This window comes from Mycolicibacter algericus DSM 45454, from assembly GCF_002086455.1.
Classification (GTDB): Bacteria; Actinomycetota; Actinomycetes; order Mycobacteriales; family Mycobacteriaceae; genus Mycobacterium; species Mycobacterium algericum.
In genome coordinates this window covers 287,272-304,304 of record NZ_MVHC01000004.1, presented here as the reverse complement: position 1 = coordinate 304,304, position 17,033 = coordinate 287,272, and the positions used below count along the sequence as shown (strand labels likewise).

Below are 17,033 nucleotides of genomic sequence, written 5' to 3'. Positions count from 1 at the left end.
CGGCAACTCGGCGGGGGCGGGCGGGACGGCCGGGTCGATCGGGCCGGCATCGACCGCCGCGGGGTCGCCGGGCTGTTGCGGTGGGTCGGCCAGCGCCGCCCCGCAACCCAGCGTGAGCACTGCGGCCATTCCCGCGGTGGACACCCAGGCTCCGATACCCGCGAGCTTCCATCCCGACATGCGTGTACCTCCGGTCACAAAGCTTGGTTTCAAGTGTGGCATAGCAGGACTGTCAGCTAACTCGTGTAGCGAGTGGAAAACACCCCGAAAGAGGGGACTACGCGCTATTGAACTGGGGTTTCGACGGCACGCATAGTGGCGAACGTTACCGCGCCCTACCCGTCAGGGAACAACAAAGAGGTGTTTGCTCGCCGCCACGCCCACCGCCGCGACGCCCACCAGCAGCGCCGACGCGCTCAGCATCGCCGACGTTCCGGCCCATTCGAACAGCAACCCGCCGGCCAGCGAGCCGCCGGTTATGCCGACCTGGAACGCCGTGACGTACAGCCCCGAGGCCCCGTCGGGATCGTCGGGCGCGGTGCGCATCGCCGCGGACTGCAGCATCGGCGACACCGCCATCGCCATGGCGCCCCACAGCACGATCGCCGCGGCGCCGGCCACCGCGGCCCCGGTGGTGTGGTGGCCGCCGATCGACAGCGCGGCCAGGACGACGAACGCTGCGGACAGCGCGGCCATGCAGGTGCCGGTGACCGCCTTGGGACGGTGATCCAGCGGTCGGGCCAGCAGCGACATCGCGACCAGGCCGGCGGCCCCGAAGGCGGCCAGCAGCCAGGCCAGCCGGGCTCCGGGAACGCCGACCACGTCTTCGATGAGCACCGCGATGAACGTGTAGGAGACGAAGTGGCCCGTGACGGCGATCAGCATCAGCGTGCTCACCCCCAACAACCGGCGGTTGCGGTAGTGATGGCGCCCCACCAGCGCCAGCTGGTCGGTGCTGAGCACCAGGGCCGGCAGCGCGAAGCGCGCTGCCACGGTGATGGCCGCCGCGGCCACGGTGATCACCACGACGGCCAGCCGCCAGCCCCAGAGCAGGCTCATCGCCGATGTCAGCGGGATGCCCACCACCAGCGCCAGGCTGGTGCCCACATAGATCGCCGTCGTCGCCCGGCCGGAATGACTGGGCGGTACCAACCGGGTGGCGATCGGCGCCAGCACCGACCACATCAATCCGTGGGTGACCGCGCACAGCGCTCGGCCGCCGGCCAACACCGCGAAGTTCGGGGCCATCGCCGAGATCACCTGCGAGGTGGTCAGGCAGACCAGGGTGACCAGTAGCACCCGGCGGCGCGGCCAGTGCGCCGTCCAGCGCACCAGCGGAATCGTCGTCACCGCAGCCACCACCGCATACCAGGCCAGCAGGGTGCCGACCAGCGCTTCGCTGACGCCCAAGCCGGCCGAGATCGCCGGCAGCGCGCCGACCGGCAGGATCTCGGCGGTGGCGTAGATGAACGCGGCGGCGGCCAGAATCGCCAACTGCGCCGTGATCCGCGGCGTCCACGGACCGATTCGGGTTCTACCAGTTTCGACAGTCATGGTGTGGCGGCAGCGTCCAGTGGTGTGTGGCGCGTCGCCGCCCCCGGAACTGCCGGGTCACATGGTAACGGCGCGCGGGTCAGGAACGGACCAACCGCGCGATAGCGGCCGAGGCTTCGGTCAGTTTCGCGTCGGCCTCATCCCCACCGGCGCTGACGGCCCCGGTGACGCAGTGTGCCAGATGTTCGTCGAGCAGGTTGAGCGCGACCGAGCGCAGCGCACTGTTGACCGCGCTGATCTGGGTGAGGACATCGATGCAGTACTTGTCCTCGTCGATCATCTTGGCGATTCCGCGCACCTGGCCCTCGATGCGGCGCAGTCGTTTGGCGTAGTTGTCCTTCCGCGGGGAGTACCCGGGGGCATCGGTGGTCATAGCGTCCCCAACTGTTGGTTCATCTGATCTATCTCGGCCTGTTGCCGCACCGCCAACGACTGCGCGATGCTGATCGCCTCCGGGCTCTGACCGTGTTCGATCTCGTTGTGTGCCATCTTGATCGCGCCACGGTGGTGGGAGATCATCGACCGCAGCCACAGCTTGTCGAATTCCGAGCCCCGCAGGCCGCGCAGTTTGTCCATGGTGGCCTCATCGACCATGCCGGGGATGTCGCGCTTGTCGGTGGCCATGTCGTGCTCGTCGGACGCTTCCCATTGCAGCAACTGCGCCTGGCAACCCTGCAGTTCGACACGCTGCTGGGCGGCGATGTGGTCGGCGAGCGCCACCACCGCCGGATCGGTGCTCTGCCCGGGCACCATGGCCGTCAACTCCAGCGCCTGCTGATGGTGGATGACCATGTCCTCCAGGAAGGCGATGTCGCCGGGGCTGCCGGTGTTGGCCGCCGCCGAACTGCTCGGTTCCTGCTGCTCGGGCACCGGCGCCGAGCGGTGACAGGCGCCCGCGGAGATGCTGACGACGAGCGCGACGACGAGCGCGAGGGCTGATCTCATGGGGCTATTTTAGCCGATACCCCCGCGGGGTATTTATTCGTTTTGTCCGCTCACCGCCGACCGGCATACTGAGCGGATGCCTGACTCCGTCGACATCAAGCCCCGCAGCCGCGACGTCACCGACGGCCTGGAGAAGACCGCCGCCCGCGGGATGCTGCGGGCGGTGGGCATGGGCGACGACGACTTCGCCAAGTCCCAGATCGGGGTGGCGTCCTCGTGGAACGAGATCACCCCGTGCAACCTGTCGCTGGACCGGTTGGCCAAGGCCGCCAAGGAAGGCGTCTTCGAAGCGGGCGGCTACCCGCTGGAGTTCGGCACCATCTCGGTTTCCGATGGCATCTCGATGGGCCACGAGGGTATGCACTTTTCGCTGGTGTCGCGCGAGGTGATCGCCGACAGCGTCGAGACCGTGATGTGCGCTGAGCGCCTCGACGGCTCGGTGCTGCTGGCCGGCTGCGACAAGTCGCTGCCCGGCATGCTGATGGCCGCAGCCCGGCTGGATCTGGCCGCGGTGTTCCTCTACGCGGGCTCCACCATGCCCGGCTACGCCCAGCTCTCCGACGGAACCGAGCGCGAGGTGACGATCATCGATGCCTTCGAGGCGGTCGGCGCCTGCTCGCGCGGACTGATGTCGCGTGAGGACGTCGACGAGATCGAGCGGTCCATCTGCCCGGGCGAGGGCGCCTGCGGCGGGATGTACACCGCCAACACCATGGCAAGTGCGGCCGAGGCGCTCGGTATGTCGTTGCCGGGCAGCGCCTCCCCGCCGTCGGCCGACCGACGCCGCGACGGCTACGCCCGGCGCAGCGGATCGGCCGTGGTGGAGTTGCTGCGGCGCGGCATCACCGCCCGCGACATCCTGACCAAGGAGGCGTTCGAGAACGCCATCGCGGTGGTGATGGCGTTCGGCGGCTCCACCAACGCGGTGCTGCACCTGCTGGCGATCGCCCGTGAGGCCGAAGTGGAGCTGACCCTGGCCGACTTCTCCCGGGTGGGCGCGAAGGTTCCCCACCTGGCCGACGTGAAGCCGTTCGGCCAGCACGTCATGTTCGACATCGATAAGATCGGCGGGGTGCCGGTCATGCTGAAGACCCTGCTGGAAGCCGGCCTGCTGCACGGCGACTGCCTGACCGTCACCGGAAAGACGATGGCGGAGAACATCGCCGAGCTCAACCCGCCGGTCGTCGACGGCAAGGTGCTGCACGCGCTGACCAACCCCATCCACCCGACCGGCGGCATCACCATCCTGCGCGGGTCACTGGCGCCGGAGGGCGCGGTGGTCAAGTCGGCGGGCTTCGACACCGATGTGTTTGAGGGTACGGCAAGGGTTTTCGATGGCGAGCGGGCGGCACTGGATGCCCTCGAGGACGGCACGATCAGCGCGGGTGACGCCGTGGTGATCCGCTACGAGGGTCCCAAGGGGGGGCCGGGAATGCGCGAGATGCTGGCGATCACCGGTGCGATCAAGGGCGCCGGCCTCGGCAAGGACGTCCTGCTGCTGACCGACGGCCGGTTCTCCGGCGGGACGACGGGATTGTGCGTCGGCCACATCGCCCCCGAGGCGGTGGACGGCGGGCCGGTGGCATTCCTACGCGATGGCGACAAGATCCGCCTCGACGTGGCCAACGCGACCTTGGACGTGGTGGCCGACCCGGATGAATTCGCTGCCCGCGCTGAGGGTTTCACTCCCCCGCCACCGCGCTACACCACCGGCGTGCTGGCCAAGTACCGCAAGCTGGTCGGTTCGGCGGCCATCGGCGCGGTCTGCGGATAGCGCGACGCCGGTGGACACCCGGCGTGAGATGTTCTTTCGACGATCGTGACTCCGCTTTAACTGCGGTGAAACGAGCCGGCGGTGTGCTGGTTGAGACAACGTTCGCAACCTCGAGGACGCCTCAGATGACTTGCATCTACGACGAAATCGGCGGTGCTGCGGCGCTGACCGCGGTCGTCGACGAGTTCTACGAGCGCGTATTGGCCGACGCCCGGCTTGCCGGCTACTTTCGCAACAGCGACATGGCCCGCCTCAAAAGCAGGCAGGTCTCGTTCTTCGCGGCAGCGCTCGGCGGCCCCGAACCCTACCGGGGGTTGTCGATGGCCGACGCCCATCGCGATCGCAACATCGGCCGATTGCAGTTCGACCTGGCGGTCGGTCATCTCACGGCCGCGCTCACCGCTTGCGAAGTGCCCGAGGCGACCACCGCGGAGATCATCGCGGCGATCGCGCCGCTGGCCGACGACATCGTGACGGACCGGCGCAGCGCCGCGCTGGGGTGACCGACGGCCGCCGCGGCCCCGACTACGCCACCACGGCGATCCCGAAGCCGTCCCAGCCCTTGGCCCCGACCGTCTGAATAGCGGCGGCCTGCAGTCGCGGGTGCTCGCCCATCAACTCCAAGACATCCCGGCTACCACGTGCCGTCGCGTCGCCGGACGTCGGCTGCAGGATCGTCCCCTCACGGATCACGTTGTCCACCACGATGACCGACCCGGGGCGGCACAGCCGCACCGCCCAGTCCAGATAGCCGACATTATTCTCCTTGTCGGCGTCGATGAACACCAGATCGAACGGCTCGCCGGTCAGGCTCGGCAGGGTCTGAAGCGCCGGGCCGACGATCACCTGCACCCGATCGCCGACTCCGGCGCGGTCCAAATTGGCCCGGGCGACGTCGGCGTGCGTCGGCTCGTACTCCAGCGTGACCACCGCGCCGCCGGGTCCGACGGCCCGCGCCAGCCAGATCGTGCTGTAGCCGCCCAGGGTGCCGATCTCGAGGATGCGGGTGGCTCCGGTCGCCGTCGCGAGCAGGTTCAAGAACTTGCCCTGCTGCGCCGAGACCGCGATCGACGGCAGCCCGGCCGCTTCGCTGGCGGCCAGCGCTGCCTGCAGGTCGGGGTCGTCGCCGGCGAAGATGCGGTCCAGCAGGCTATCGACGTCGCGGGGCGTTGGTGTTTCGGTCACGTCCACCGAGGCTAGACGGCAACCATGATCTCCGCCTCCCAATATCTTTACCCCATACCCCTACGGGGTATATAGTCAGGCAGACCGGCGCCCAGCCGGGTGCAAGAGAAAGGTGCGACACATGACGAACTACGAAGCGGGAACCGTCTTGACATGCGGCCACGACGGGTGCGGATGCCGCGTCCGCATCGAGTCCCCGTGCCACTGTCAGGGAGCCGGCGAGGCCTACCGCTGCACCTGCGGTGACGCGCTGGTCCCGGTCAGTAGCTGAGGAGCAGCGGCGCCGGTGACGCCCAACGGTGATCGTTAGGCGTCACCGGACGCCCTCCTTGGCGAACACCACCCGCAGCACATAACCCACCTCCGGGCCCATCACCGACTCGGCCAGCTCGCAGAACGTCGCGACGAACTCCGGGCCGTGCGGCGGCCGGACATCACACAGATGGTGCGCGACCTCGTGCAGCACCACCAGTTCCCGCAACGCCCAGTCCGCGCCACGTTGGTCCGGTACGGCGATAACGCCTGCTTCGCCGACCTTTTCGTAGTGCGCCGCCGTGACACCGCGGCGTGCGCGCACCGTCAGCATCGCGGTGTCCGGCCACCGGTCGCGTACCGCCGGCAGCGCCAGCACGTCGTCGAGATAGCGGCCGACCGCCGCCACCGAGCCGAAGCGGCCTTCCGGCGGCAGCGTTATGCCGGTACCGAAGAACTCCACACCGCGGGCCCCGGTTTCAGCCGCCCGGTCGAAGAGGGCCCGCACAACCACCTCCGCGGCATAAACCTTGGCGCGTTGCGTGTCGCGCTCAAACTGCCCGCTCACCGCTCCAGCGCCGAGCGCGCCACCGACAACTCGGTGTCGTCACCCAGGCGCGCCCGCCGGCCGGCCCGGTCCCCGGCTCGCCGCGCCGCCGACGAATACCCGGCCGAGGCCCTGGTCGCGCGCCAGGTACCACGCGCCCGCGAAGCACCGCGGTAGAAGTCGGTGAGTTCAAGCTCCTTGTTGCGCAACGCGATCGCAGTCCCCGGTGGCCGATCGCGGTCTTTCTCGGCCGCCCTGCGGGTTTCATCGCGGGCCTCGGCCAGCCGCTGGCCCACCCGGGCGCCGAACGCCAGGTGGAAGTTCAACCGGGCGGTGATCGTCGGCGTCGGCCGATGCGCGCCGGTGGCGAGGTAGGCGTCGGCGGCCCGGACCATCTGGACGACCAGGCTGGCGTAGAGCGCATGCGTGGCGTCGATGTCCTCGGCGAAGCCGTAGGCGTAGACGAAGGTGGAGTTCGACGCCACGTCGCAACGCACGTCGTTGGCCGCGGCGATTCCGACGAACAGTTGCACGTAGGTGCGTAGGCCCTTGGTGCCGGGCGATCCGATGGTGATGGTGCGCTGCACCGGGGCGGTGGCCGGTGTCCGTTTGGTGGCATGCGCCCGGGCCACCGCCAGATCGATGGAGGTGGCGGTGGCCAACCGCTGTGCTGCCGCCATGAACGCGTCGGCTTCGTGGGCGTTGTCGGTCCCTTCGGCCTGGCGCAGCAGAGCGGCGATACGCGCCAGCATCTTGTCGTCGGATAGGGCGCTACTCATGGCGGCCACGCTAACCGACACCGGCGACATCGCGCCGACGGCGATTCACAGCCGCGCGTCGATCCAGCCCACCACGTCGTCGAGCACCTGTTCGCGTTCCGGTTCGTTGAACACCTCGTGGTAGAGGCCCGGATAAACGGTCAACCGCACATCGGCGGACCCGACGCAGCCCACCAGGCGCTTGCTGCCCTCGGCAGGCACCAGACCATCGTCGGCGCCATGCACCACCAGCAGTGGCGCCGTCAGTGCCTGCGCCCGCGACGGCATGGTCTCGCCGACCTTGATCAACGCCCGCGCCACACCGGCGGGAACCCGACCATGGTGCACCAGGGGATCCTCGTCGTAAGCCGCCACCACCGCCGGATCGCGTGAGACCAGGTGGGAGTCGAGCTTCTCGACCGGCAGGCCCGGGGTCAGCGCGCCGAGCGCTTTGGCGACGAACGCCAGCAACGGCGAGACGGTGCCGGCCATGTCCACCGCCGGCCCGGACAGCACCATCAACTGGTAGTCGTCGGGGCGGTCGACGGCGTAGCTGAACACGATCGCGCCGCCCATGCTGTGCCCGAGCACCACGCGCGGCAGCCCGGGGTGCTCCCGGGAGCCGATACCGGCGAGGGTGTGAAAATCGCCGGTGTATTCCGAGATGTCCCGGCACAGCACCCGCTTACCCCCGGATCGGCCGTGCCCGCGGTGATCCAGCGCGTAGGTCACCAGCCCGGCTTCGCCGAACCGCGCCGCGACGTGGTCGTAACGGCGGGCATGTTCACCGAAGCCGTGCGAGAGCACCACCACGGCGCGCGGCGCCGTATCCGGTGTCCAGGTGTCGTAGACGATCCGCACTCCCTGGACACCTTGGAAGGTTCGCTCGGCGCGGGTAACAGCCATCAGGGCAGCGTAGCGGGCAAACATCGCACCCCGTAACCTGAGGCGCCATGGGACGAGTCGAGGGCAAGGTTGCGCTGATCAGCGGCGGCGCGCGGGGCATGGGCGCAACACATGCGCGGGCATTGGCCGCCGAGGGCGCGAAGATCGTGATCGGCGACATCCTCGACGAGGAGGGCGGCAAGCTCGCCGAGGAGCTGGGCGCCGGCACCGCTCGGTTCGCCCACCTCGACGTCACCCGGCCCGAGCAGTGGGACGCGGCGGTTCAGCTCGCCGTCGGGGAGTTCGGCAGCCTCGACGTCTTGGTGAACAACGCCGGAATCGCCAAATTCAACACCATCGAGAACTTCGACCTCGCCGGATGGCAACAGCTCATCGACGTCAATCTGACCGGCACCATGCTGGGCATGCACGCGGCGGTCGCGCCGATGAAGTCGGCCGGCGGCGGGTCCATCATCAACATTTCCTCGGTGGAGGGGATCCGCGGCTCCGCGGGCCTGTACGGCTACGTCGCATCCAAGTGGGGGGTGCGCGGGCTGGCCAAGGCGGCGGCCCTGGAACTGGCGCCGCACAACATCCGGATCAACAGTGTGCTGCCGGGGCTGATCCGCACCCGGATGACGATCGCCATCCCGGACGACTCGCTGCAGATTCCGCTGGGCCGGGCCGCCAAGTCGGCTGAGGTGTCGACCGCGGTGGTGTTCTTGGCCTCCGACGAGTCGGGCTACATGACCGGTGCTGACCTGGTGATCGACGGGGGCTTGTCCGTAGGCATCCCGCACAAGACCGACTAGAAGCTAGTTTGCGCAGTTCAAGCGCTTGATCGCGGCATCTTTTATAACGTGTTCTATGATGGCCGATCATGAAGACCAAGGGCGCACTGTTATGGGAGCTGAACTCGCCGTGGCGGGTCGACGAGATCGAGCTGGGCGACCCCGTCGCCGGTGAGGTTCAGGTCCGGATGCACGCCGCGGGGATGTGCCACTCGGACTACCACGTCACCACCGGGGCGACCCCGATCGGTCTGCCGGCGCTCGGCGGCCACGAGGGCGCCGGGGTCATCACCAAGGTCGGCAAGGGCGTGACCGGCCTGGCAGAGGGCGACCACGTCGTGATGGCCTTCATCCCGGCTTGCGGTTCCTGCCCGCCGTGCATGAAGGGCTTCCGCTCGCTGTGTGACCGCGGGGCGGTCCTGCTGGGCGGCAAGGCGATCGCCGACGGCACCCACCGTATCCGCGCCGGTTCGCACGAGGTCTCCGCGATGAACCTGCTGGGCACCTTCGCGCCCTACATGACGGTGCACCAGGATTCGGTGGTCAAGATCGATTCCGACGTGCCGTTCGAGGCCGCGGCGATCATGGGCTGCGCGGTGCCCACCGGGTTCGGCTCGGCCACCAACGTCGCCGACGTCAAGCCCGGCGAGACCGTCATCATCGTCGGTGTCGGCGGCATCGGCATGAGCGCGCTGCAGGGCGCGGTGCTGTCCGGGGCACGGCGCGTCATCGCGATCGACCCGGTGGCCTTCAAGCGGGATCAGGCCGTCAAGTTCGGCGCCACCGGTGTCTACTCGTCGATGGCCGAGGCGATCATGCCGGTCATGGAGGAGACCTGGGGCCTGATGGCCGACAAGGTGATCATCGCCGTCGGCGACATGAAGGGCGAGTACATCGAAGAGGCGCTGACGCTGACCGCCAAGACCGGCACCTGCGTGGTCACCGGCATGGGGTCGATGGCCGACGCCGACGTCAAGCTGAACCTGTTCCTGTTCACGATGTTGCAGAAGACCTTGAAAGGCAACATCTTCGGCGGCGGTAGCTCACACATCGAGACGCCGCGGCTGGTCGGCCTGTACAAGTCCGGGCTGCTCAAGATCGACGAGATGATCACCACGACCTACAAGCTCGAGGACATCAACGCCGGCTACGCCGACATGGTCGACGGCAAGAACATCCGCGGCGTCATCACCTTCGACGAATCGGATTGGTAAGCGGTCACTTCTGCTCGCGCGGCAGCCGGCAGCCGGTGTAGCCGGAAACCACCAGGTTGCCCCGGTAGCCGACCTTGATGTACAGCCCGGCGGGGCCGTAGAACCCGACGTCGTGGTTGCCGGGCTGGTCCTGCATCACCTGGAGTTCGGTGGCGTCGAGCTTTGCCGCCGCGATCCTGGCGGCCTCCTGGATGCCCGCCCAGTCCCGCTCGGATACCGCGACCCGGACCGCGACCTCGTCCGGTAAGAGGTACCCGCGCGCGTTGGCCTGCTCGTATGGCCGTCGCTGACAACCTTCACCCGAGCCCTCATGCGGGTTCTCCCAGACCACGCCGGAGATGAGTTCGCCTGCGGCCGCGGTGATCTCCTTCATCGCGGCCTGCACCTGCGCTCGGGTGTCCTCAAACGAGGGCAGCGATCGCAATTCTTCCAGCGCCTGGGCGGCTTCGGTGGGCGGGGTGGGCCCGTAAGGCTGGTTCACGTGGCATCCTCCTGTTAACGCGGCGACGACCACCGCGACGAAAAGCAGCCGGTGGAGTCGACCGTTCACACTGATGATGGTGTGGTGTCTCATTTGCCTTCAATCGGTTTCGTGCCGGCGAGGACGGCGGCGATGTTGTAGTTCGTCGTTCGCAGCCCGCCGCCGTCCGGGAAGCGCGGGTAGTCGCTGTGGCCGTGCGCTTCTTGCAGGCTGACCGTTCCACCATGGCCGTCGGGCACGGTGGCCGCCCCGGTTGCCAACTGGGTGAAGTTGGGATTCGTCGCCGGATTCGGGCCGAAGTCACCGAATTCGTCATTGAGGTAGGAACCCAGAATCGGAATGCCCTGACCGAACGTCCTTGCGTCGTACACCCATTGGATGGGGTCGTCGGGGGCTTCCATGGCGAACACCTGGCCGGGCCGCAGATGCAACTGTTCGGGCGTGGCGGCCTCGATACCGGGAGATCCGTAGAACAGTGCCCGCGACACTCCGTGATCGCCGGGTTCCTGCAACGCCAGCCCGGTCGTCAGCGAGCCGTAGGAGTGCCCGATCGCGGTCAGATCGGCCGGACCACCCAGATGGGAGGCCTGGATCCCGTCGTAGAAGCGGGCCAGGTCGTGAGCACCGGCCCGGGCCAGGTCGTCGTGGGTGACGCCCCAGATACCCGCCAGCGATGCGCCCCGATCGTCGAACCCGGGCACTTGCGGCGGGTCATAACCGATCCAGGCGATAGCCGATACCGAGTCGTGCTCGTGCCCCGGAGACAGCCCCAGCTGCCGTAGCGCTTCGCCTCGCACGTGCGTCGCTTCATCGGTCATACCTCCGATGGCGCCGTGGACCGTGGTGTTGAGTCCCGGGGCGGTGACCGACACATGGGTGGCCTTGTCCGGGTCGCCGACGGCGATGGCAGCGCGGGCCTGCGTACCGCTTTCGGTGTCGAGCAGCATCAGTCTGCGATCGGGGCTGACCTGCAGTGCCGCGTCGACGGCCTGCAGATCGGGTAGGTACTTGGCGCCGTCGCGGGCGGCGTCGTATCGTCGTTGCCAGTTCTCGTAGGCGACCCGGTCGGCGAAGATCGCGCCCGGTTCGTTGGGCCGGGGAATGTTGTTGCCGGCCGCCCAGTCCGGGTGCTCGTTCTGCAGCGCGTCGGCTTGCGTCGCGGCGGCCCGCGCCCGAGTCAATTCGTCGGCGAGGTGCAGCCGGTTGTAGTGGTCGTAGCCCAGGTGGTCCGGCGGATCGCATGGCATGCCCGGGTGGTTGCCGATGTTGTGGTCGGAGTTGTAAAGCCAGTCCTTCTGTCCGGGGGTGAGGCTGTTCCAGTAATCGTTGAAGGCCTTCGGGTCATCAGGCACCGGTCCCGGTGGCGGCGACGGGGCATCCGCATCGAACCTGCTCACCGCTGCGTCGGGGTCGTAGCCGTCTCTGACCCGCAGGTTGGTCAGGGCCTGCTGCAGAGCCTTGGAGTAGGTGTTGCGGATGACCGTGCCGTTGTGCAGGGCGGTGGCGGTGTCGTCCTTGGCCTGCTGGCGACACTGGTTGATCTCGGTGCTGCAGTCGTGGCCCTCGTTTTCCAGGTCGAGGTAGTGGCCGACGAGGTTGTCGAGGCCCACCAGGTTGGCGTTGAGCGCGGTGATATTGGCCTGCGACGCCGCGCGGGCCTGGGCCAGGGCGCCGGCGATGGTCTCCAGATCTGCGGCGATGCGGCCCAGTTGCTCGGTGCTGGCGTGCAGGCCGTCTTTGACGCGTTGCACTTCGGCGCCGTGGTTGATCGGCTGCTCGCCGCTCTCGCGGTGGTACTGCTCGAAGTGTTGCCGGGCGGTGCGGAAGGTCTCCTCGGCGGCGGTCGCCGATCCGGCGGCCTGGTGGAACGCCTGGGCCAGGAAGTCGATCTGGGTGGGGCTGCCGGCCTGCAGGCTGTCGTCGACCGCCCAGGGGTCACCCCCCGCGTGGGCGATGAGCTCGGCGAGCTGCAGGTGCTGCAGGGTGGGGCGGCTCACGCGCCGGCACCGGCGTCATCGTGCGCGCCGGTCTCGACGAACATCGCCTGCCCCCTCCCTATCAGCTCGGCGGTTGCAGTGAGACTACCGGCAGCGGCCGTTTCGCACGTTAGCCTTGGGCATCATGACGGGTCTGCTCGACGTGCGGCGGGCCGCCGACCGGGCTGTCACCCGCGCGCCCTGGCTCAATTCGCGCCATTCGTTCTCGTTCAACGACTACTACGACCCTGCCAACACCCACCACGGGCTGCTGCTGGTCAACAACGACGACATCGTGGCGCCGGCTTCCGGCTTCGACGCCCACCCGCATCGTGACGCCGAGATCGTCACCTGGGTGCTGTCCGGTGAGCTGACCCACCGGGATTCGATCGGCAACTCCGGGGTGATCCGTCCCGGGCTGGCGCAGCGGATGTCGGCGGGCACCGGAGTCCTGCATTCGGAGCAGAACGAATCCACCACTGAGCCGGTGCATTTCATCCAGATGTGGATCGTGCCGGACATTCCCGGCCGCAACCCGGGCTATCAGCAGCAGCAGATCGGCGACGCCCTGGCGGGCGGCGGGCTGGTGGCCGTCGCCTCGGGCAGCGACCCGGACGCCGCGATCGCCATCGGGAACGCCGAGGCCACGCTGTACGCCGGCCGGCTGCAGCCGGGCCGCAGCGTCGAATTGCCCGACGCTGCCTACCTTCACCTGTTCGTCGCGATCGGCCGGGTCGATGTGGAGGGCGCCGGCGAGTTGGCCGCCGGTGACGCGGTCCGCGTCACCGGTGGCGGCGGTCAACGGGTGCGCGCCGAAGCGCCGGCGGAGATCCTGATCTGGGAGATGCACGCACGCCTCGGCGGCTGATCGCCGGGTAACCGATTCGCCACCGACGCGGCACAGTCCGATCACGGCACGCTGCCCCGACGGTTTCTGTGGCTAGCCTGGAAACTTGGTGTCTGTCGGTCCGGAGCCGAAGGGGCAAACAGCGTTGACTCCAATGGCTTTCGTGCGCCGGCTGGCGGCCGGCTGCAGCGCGATGCTGCTCTGCGCCACCCTGGCGATCGGCCCGGGCCTGCCGGCCGCGCGCGCCGCCGCCCAAGACCAGTTGGCCGCCGCAATCGCCCGCACCCCGGGCTCCTACCTGGTCTACAACTTCGGCAGCGGGCATCCCGCCCCGATGCTCAACGCCGCCGGCGAGTGGTACGAGATGTCCGGCGGCGGTCACCTGGTCGTGCTCAAGGCGGCGTCGCAGCGCATCGAGCCGCACCTGCTGGTCGACAGTCACCGCGGTGTGCAGAGCCGCTGCGAACGCGATCCGCGGGCCCGCACCAGTGAGGGGCTGCTACAGGCCTCCGAGCTGTACACCCCGCTGCAGGCCTGGCAGGCGCTGGGGCGGCCGATGGTGGCTGTCAACGCCAACTTCTTCGACATCCGCGGCCAGCGCGGCGGATCCTGGCGGACCACCAACTGCAGTTCACCGCTGGGCGCCTACGTCGACAACACCCGCGGCAAGGGGCGGGCCAACGTCGCGGTCACCGGCACCATCCCCTACGCCGGCAAGCAGGGACTGTCCGGCGGCAACGAGCACTGGTCGACGCTGACCACGATGATCCTGCCGACCCGTGGCGCACCGTATGTGCTGTGGCCGCGCGGTGGCCGCGACGGCGGGGACTACGACGCGGCCGGGCCGACGATCACCGCCCTGGTGGAACGCGGGGAGCGGTTCGTCGCGGTGAGCGGGCTGGGGCTGCTGGCGCCCGGCGTCACCGGGCAACTCAACGACGGCGGGCCGAGCGCGGCGCGCACCGCCCTGGGCTATTCGGCGGCCAAGGACGAGATGTACATCTTCCAGGGCGGCCACTACACCCCCGACAATATGCAGGATCTGTTCCGGGGTCTGAACAGCGATCACGCCGTCCTGCTCGACGGCGGTTCGTCGTCGGCGGTCGTGCTGCGCCGCGACGCCGGCGGCATGTGGACCGGCGCCGGGGTGCCGCGCGGTTCGTGCGACACCGCCCAGGTGCTGTGCGACGCCCACGAACGGGCGCTGCCCAGCTGGTTGGCGTTCAACTAGCAGCGGGCCGCCGCCGCGGGCCGGCCGCGACATCGCTCAGGGCATGTCGACCTTGGCGGCCAGCCAGCGGCCGTTCACCTTCTCCATGGTCATCACGATGCGACTGCGATCGATCTTCGGTTGGGGGGAGGCCTTGTTGCTTACCGACTGATCGATGAACAGCATCACCTCGACCTTGTTCTTGGTGGCGGACTTGACCGCCGCGTCGATGACGGTGCCGTGTGCGGCGGCCTTGTTCTCGATCAGCAGTTGGCGGAGTTGCTCGCTGGAGGCGGCGTACATGTCCTTGAACTCGCCGGTCGCTCCGTCGAGGACGTCGGTGAAGTTCTTGTCGATCGCGGCCGGGTCCACCCCGGTCAGCACCAGGGCGTACTTCTCGGCCGTTTCCAGTGCCTGCGCGGCGGCCGCGGCACGCTGATGGTGGGCGAACAGTAGCCAGCCCTCGTAGCCGGCGACGATCAGGCCCACCGCCAACACCGCAGCGGCGATCCAGCGCAGCCGCGCTCGTCGCGACGCCGCGTCGGTCTGGTCGCCGGCCTCGTCAGGGGTTTGCTCGGCGGTGTCGTCGTCCAGAGCCTCGTCGGTGGCCTCGGTCTCGTCGGTGGCCTCGGGCTCGTCGGTGGCCTCGGGCTCGTCGATGGCCTCGGCTGCCATGTCCTCACGGTCCGACACCTCACACCACCCCTCCCTGGCCTCCCCTGGGCCGAGCTGCTCGGCCGCAACGCACCCGAACCTACCGGAACCCGGGGCGACCGGGCGGTCAGGTGCAGGCTCCGGAATTCCGCAACGCGGCCCCCCACCCGGCCGCGGAATCGATGTGCGGACGGGTGAAGCCCGACGGCTGTTTCTTGCGCATGCTGTCGGCGATACGGGAGAGCTGGAACAGCACCCCGGTCAGCTGTTCACCGCCGTAGATCGGTGAGTACGGGCCGTAGTCGTCGGGGGTGTTGCGGATCGTCAGCGGCTGCAGTCGCGGTCCCAGAAAGCCGGTCGACCGGTCGATGTTGGCCACCACCGCGTCCGCCTGCGACTGCACACCGGTATAGCCGTCGCGGCGCCCGGCCAGGTCGCGGTTGAAGGCGTTGATCTGGCTCAGCAGCGGGTCGAACTGCGCGTCGAACCACTGGCACGAGTCCGACATGCCGCCGATCATCTCCGGGGTGACCTGATAGGTGAAGGTGTCGTAGGGCCAGAAATCCATATGCGGCGACCAGTCGCTGGGCGCCGGCGTGAACACCGGAAGCACCGGTGGATGATCCGGGTCTGCCAGGGCCGGCCCCGGTGCCAGCAGGGCGGCCGTCGCGGTGAGGCCGGCGACCATCCCGGCGGCGGACCGCACCCACCATCGCTGCATCGCCACCCTCTCCGCCCGGAGTTCATCCGGCTCGAGTATCGCCATCCGAGCCATCTTCGGCACGCTGAATCCGCGAAATCGGTGCTACCGCTGAGTAACTGGCCCATAACTCGAGTCATGTTGCCCGAAGCGCCTCTCGGCGGGCATGGCGTCCGACATCATGTCCGGATGCACGGTGACGGCGAGGCCCGATGAGCTCTGTTCGCGCCGCCGCGACCCGCATCGACCCGCGCCACCCACCGGCCGTTCCGAGAATCGCCGAACCCTACCTCGGAGTAAGCACGGTGGCTACCATGTCCGCCATGGATCATCGGCCCAACGGGGAATCGGCGGCGCCGGGTGATCCCAAGTTCATGATCGGCAAGCGATGACCACCCGGGACGAGCGTCAATTAGCTGATCAACCCCCCCTCGACGGGGTCGCGGCCATCGGGGACTGGACCGTCGGCTACGTCAACCGCCACCCGCTGGCATCGCTGACCACGGTCGGCGAGCAGTGCGTGCTGGCGGTGCGCACCGTGCAGTACTTCTTCATCGACCTGTTCAGCGGCCGGTTCCAGTGAGGCGAGTTCGTCCGGCAGAGCGCGTTCATGGCCAACACCGCGGTGCTGCCGACGGTTCTGGTGGCGCTGCCGATCGGGGTGACCCTGTCCATCCAGTTCGCGCTGCTGGCCAACCAGGTCGGCGCGACGTCACTGGCGGGCGCGGCCGCCGGGCTGGCCGTGATCCGGCAGGCCGCATCGCTGGTGGCGGCGATGCTGATGGCCGCCGCGGTCGGTTCGGCCATCACCGCCGACCTGGGCTCACGCACCATGCGCGAGGAGACCGACGCCATGGAGGTGATGGGGGTCTCGGTGATCCGCCGACTGGTGGTGCCGCGGTTCGCCGCGGCCATCATGATCGGCGTCGCCCTGACCGGCATCACCTGCTTCGTCGGCTTTCTGGCCAGTTATCTGTTCAACGTCTATTTCCAGAAGGGCGCGCCCGGTAGCTTCGTGGCGACGTTTTCATCGTTCGCCACCACCGGCGACATGATCGTGGCGCTGATCAAAGCCGTGATCTACGGCGCGATCGTCGCGGTGGTGTCCTGCCAGAAGGGCCTGTCCACCAGGGGCGGGCCGGCCGGCGTCGCCAATTCGGTGAACGCTTCGGTCGTCGAGGCGATCTTGGTGCTGATGATCGTCAACGTCGGCATCAGCGAGCTCTACAACGTGCTCTACCCCCGGACGGGGCTGTAGAG

The 17,033-nt window shown here is 68.5% G+C and carries 19 protein-coding genes and 2 pseudogenes; 9 read left to right on the top strand and 12 right to left on the bottom strand.

The annotated features are described in order from the left end of the window. From BST10_RS06540 to BST10_RS06525, 4 genes and pseudogenes are all read right to left on the bottom strand, one after another. Nucleotides 1-180, bottom strand: a pseudogene (locus tag BST10_RS06540) (L,D-transpeptidase); the annotation flags it as partial. Between the two features lie 162 nt (nucleotides 181-342). Further along, on the bottom strand, nucleotides 343-1,554 hold the full coding sequence (locus BST10_RS06535) for an MFS transporter (RefSeq protein WP_083037132.1): 1,212 nt from the start codon (nucleotides 1,552-1,554) through the stop codon (nucleotides 343-345). Between the two features lie 79 nt (nucleotides 1,555-1,633). Beyond that, nucleotides 1,634-1,927, bottom strand: a complete 294-nt coding sequence (gene ricR / locus BST10_RS06530) for a copper-sensing transcriptional repressor RicR (protein ID WP_083037131.1) — start codon at nucleotides 1,925-1,927, stop codon at nucleotides 1,634-1,636. Further along, the gene (locus BST10_RS06525; RefSeq protein WP_083037130.1) at nucleotides 1,924-2,499 is read right to left on the bottom strand and encodes a DUF305 domain-containing protein; all 576 of its coding nucleotides are present in this window, start codon (nucleotides 2,497-2,499) and stop codon (nucleotides 1,924-1,926) included. The genes ricR and BST10_RS06525 overlap by 4 nt, the downstream gene beginning before the upstream one ends. A gap of 76 nt (nucleotides 2,500-2,575) precedes the next feature. On the opposite strand from BST10_RS06525, the gene ilvD reads away from it, so the two are divergent. Next, nucleotides 2,576-4,273 (top strand): dihydroxy-acid dehydratase, encoded by a 1,698-nt coding sequence (gene ilvD, locus BST10_RS06520; protein ID WP_013827100.1) that lies wholly within the window; start codon nucleotides 2,576-2,578, stop codon nucleotides 4,271-4,273. Between the two features lie 125 nt (nucleotides 4,274-4,398). Continuing rightward, a complete protein-coding gene (locus tag BST10_RS06515; RefSeq protein ID WP_013827099.1) occupies nucleotides 4,399-4,776 on the top strand; it encodes a group I truncated hemoglobin in 378 nt (125 codons plus the stop codon). Between the two features lie 22 nt (nucleotides 4,777-4,798). Here the strand turns inward: BST10_RS06515 and BST10_RS06510 are convergent, their stop codons facing one another. Further along, nucleotides 4,799-5,458 (bottom strand): O-methyltransferase, encoded by a 660-nt coding sequence (locus tag BST10_RS06510; protein ID WP_083037129.1) that lies wholly within the window; start codon nucleotides 5,456-5,458, stop codon nucleotides 4,799-4,801. 121 nt (nucleotides 5,459-5,579) lie between these two features. On the opposite strand from BST10_RS06510, the gene mymT reads away from it, so the two are divergent. Further along, nucleotides 5,580-5,729 carry a copper-binding metallothionein MymT gene (gene mymT, locus BST10_RS06505; protein WP_081465452.1) on the top strand — a complete coding sequence of 50 codons (150 nt, stop codon included), beginning with the start codon at nucleotides 5,580-5,582 and terminating at the stop codon, nucleotides 5,727-5,729. 42 nt (nucleotides 5,730-5,771) lie between these two features. Here the strand turns inward: mymT and BST10_RS06500 are convergent, their stop codons facing one another. From BST10_RS06500 to BST10_RS06490, 3 genes are read right to left on the bottom strand one after another with little or no spacing between them, the layout of a single operon-like run. Next, nucleotides 5,772-6,278 (bottom strand): TIGR04338 family metallohydrolase, encoded by a 507-nt coding sequence (locus tag BST10_RS06500; RefSeq protein ID WP_041316694.1) that lies wholly within the window; start codon nucleotides 6,276-6,278, stop codon nucleotides 5,772-5,774. Beyond that, entirely contained in the window at nucleotides 6,275-7,036 is a 762-nt protein-coding gene (locus BST10_RS06495) for a DUF2786 domain-containing protein (RefSeq protein WP_041319345.1), read from the bottom strand. Before BST10_RS06495 ends, BST10_RS06500 begins: the two co-directional genes overlap by 4 nt. A gap of 45 nt (nucleotides 7,037-7,081) precedes the next feature. Beyond that, nucleotides 7,082-7,921 (bottom strand): alpha/beta hydrolase, encoded by an 840-nt coding sequence (locus BST10_RS06490; RefSeq protein WP_041319343.1) that lies wholly within the window; start codon nucleotides 7,919-7,921, stop codon nucleotides 7,082-7,084. A gap of 47 nt (nucleotides 7,922-7,968) precedes the next feature. Between BST10_RS06490 and BST10_RS06485 the strand changes: the two genes are divergently transcribed. Next, nucleotides 7,969-8,712, top strand: a complete 744-nt coding sequence (locus tag BST10_RS06485) for a glucose 1-dehydrogenase (RefSeq protein WP_013827094.1) — start codon at nucleotides 7,969-7,971, stop codon at nucleotides 8,710-8,712. A 68-nt stretch (nucleotides 8,713-8,780) separates the two neighbouring features. Beyond that, on the top strand, nucleotides 8,781-9,905 hold the full coding sequence (locus BST10_RS06480) for an NDMA-dependent alcohol dehydrogenase (protein WP_083037128.1): 1,125 nt from the start codon (nucleotides 8,781-8,783) through the stop codon (nucleotides 9,903-9,905). Between the two features lie 4 nt (nucleotides 9,906-9,909). Here the strand turns inward: BST10_RS06480 and BST10_RS06475 are convergent, their stop codons facing one another. Together BST10_RS06475 and BST10_RS06470 are read right to left on the bottom strand one after the other, a co-directional pair. Beyond that, the gene (locus BST10_RS06475) at nucleotides 9,910-10,386 is read right to left on the bottom strand and encodes an LppA family lipoprotein (RefSeq protein ID WP_083037169.1); all 477 of its coding nucleotides are present in this window, start codon (nucleotides 10,384-10,386) and stop codon (nucleotides 9,910-9,912) included. An 89-nt stretch (nucleotides 10,387-10,475) separates the two neighbouring features. Further along, a complete protein-coding gene (locus BST10_RS06470; protein WP_083037127.1) occupies nucleotides 10,476-12,383 on the bottom strand; it encodes a putative alpha/beta hydrolase in 1,908 nt (635 codons plus the stop codon). A 124-nt stretch (nucleotides 12,384-12,507) separates the two neighbouring features. Between BST10_RS06470 and BST10_RS06465 the strand changes: the two genes are divergently transcribed. Both BST10_RS06465 and BST10_RS06460 read left to right on the top strand, forming a co-directional pair. Beyond that, complete coding sequence (locus tag BST10_RS06465; RefSeq protein WP_013827090.1) at nucleotides 12,508-13,230, top strand: pirin family protein; 723 nt, start codon at nucleotides 12,508-12,510, stop codon at nucleotides 13,228-13,230. Between the two features lie 133 nt (nucleotides 13,231-13,363). Then, nucleotides 13,364-14,440 (top strand): phosphodiester glycosidase family protein, encoded by a 1,077-nt coding sequence (locus tag BST10_RS06460; protein ID WP_013827089.1) that lies wholly within the window; start codon nucleotides 13,364-13,366, stop codon nucleotides 14,438-14,440. A gap of 36 nt (nucleotides 14,441-14,476) precedes the next feature. On the opposite strand, the gene BST10_RS06455 is transcribed toward BST10_RS06460, so the two are convergent. Both BST10_RS06455 and BST10_RS06450 read right to left on the bottom strand, forming a co-directional pair. Next, nucleotides 14,477-15,094, bottom strand: a complete 618-nt coding sequence (locus BST10_RS06455) for an Mce protein (protein ID WP_083037168.1) — start codon at nucleotides 15,092-15,094, stop codon at nucleotides 14,477-14,479. 106 nt (nucleotides 15,095-15,200) lie between these two features. Continuing rightward, nucleotides 15,201-15,839 carry a hypothetical protein gene (locus BST10_RS06450; RefSeq protein ID WP_370492186.1) on the bottom strand — a complete coding sequence of 213 codons (639 nt, stop codon included), beginning with the start codon at nucleotides 15,837-15,839 and terminating at the stop codon, nucleotides 15,201-15,203. Between the two features lie 146 nt (nucleotides 15,840-15,985). On the opposite strand from BST10_RS06450, the gene BST10_RS06445 reads away from it, so the two are divergent. Together BST10_RS06445 and BST10_RS06440 are read left to right on the top strand one after the other, a co-directional pair. Beyond that, nucleotides 15,986-16,165, top strand: a complete 180-nt coding sequence (locus BST10_RS06445; protein ID WP_083037126.1) for a hypothetical protein — start codon at nucleotides 15,986-15,988, stop codon at nucleotides 16,163-16,165. Beyond that, a pseudogene (locus BST10_RS06440) lies at nucleotides 16,162-17,031 on the top strand (MlaE family ABC transporter permease). Before BST10_RS06445 ends, BST10_RS06440 begins: the two are co-directional and overlap by 4 nt. Nucleotides 17,032-17,033 lie beyond the last annotated feature (2 nt).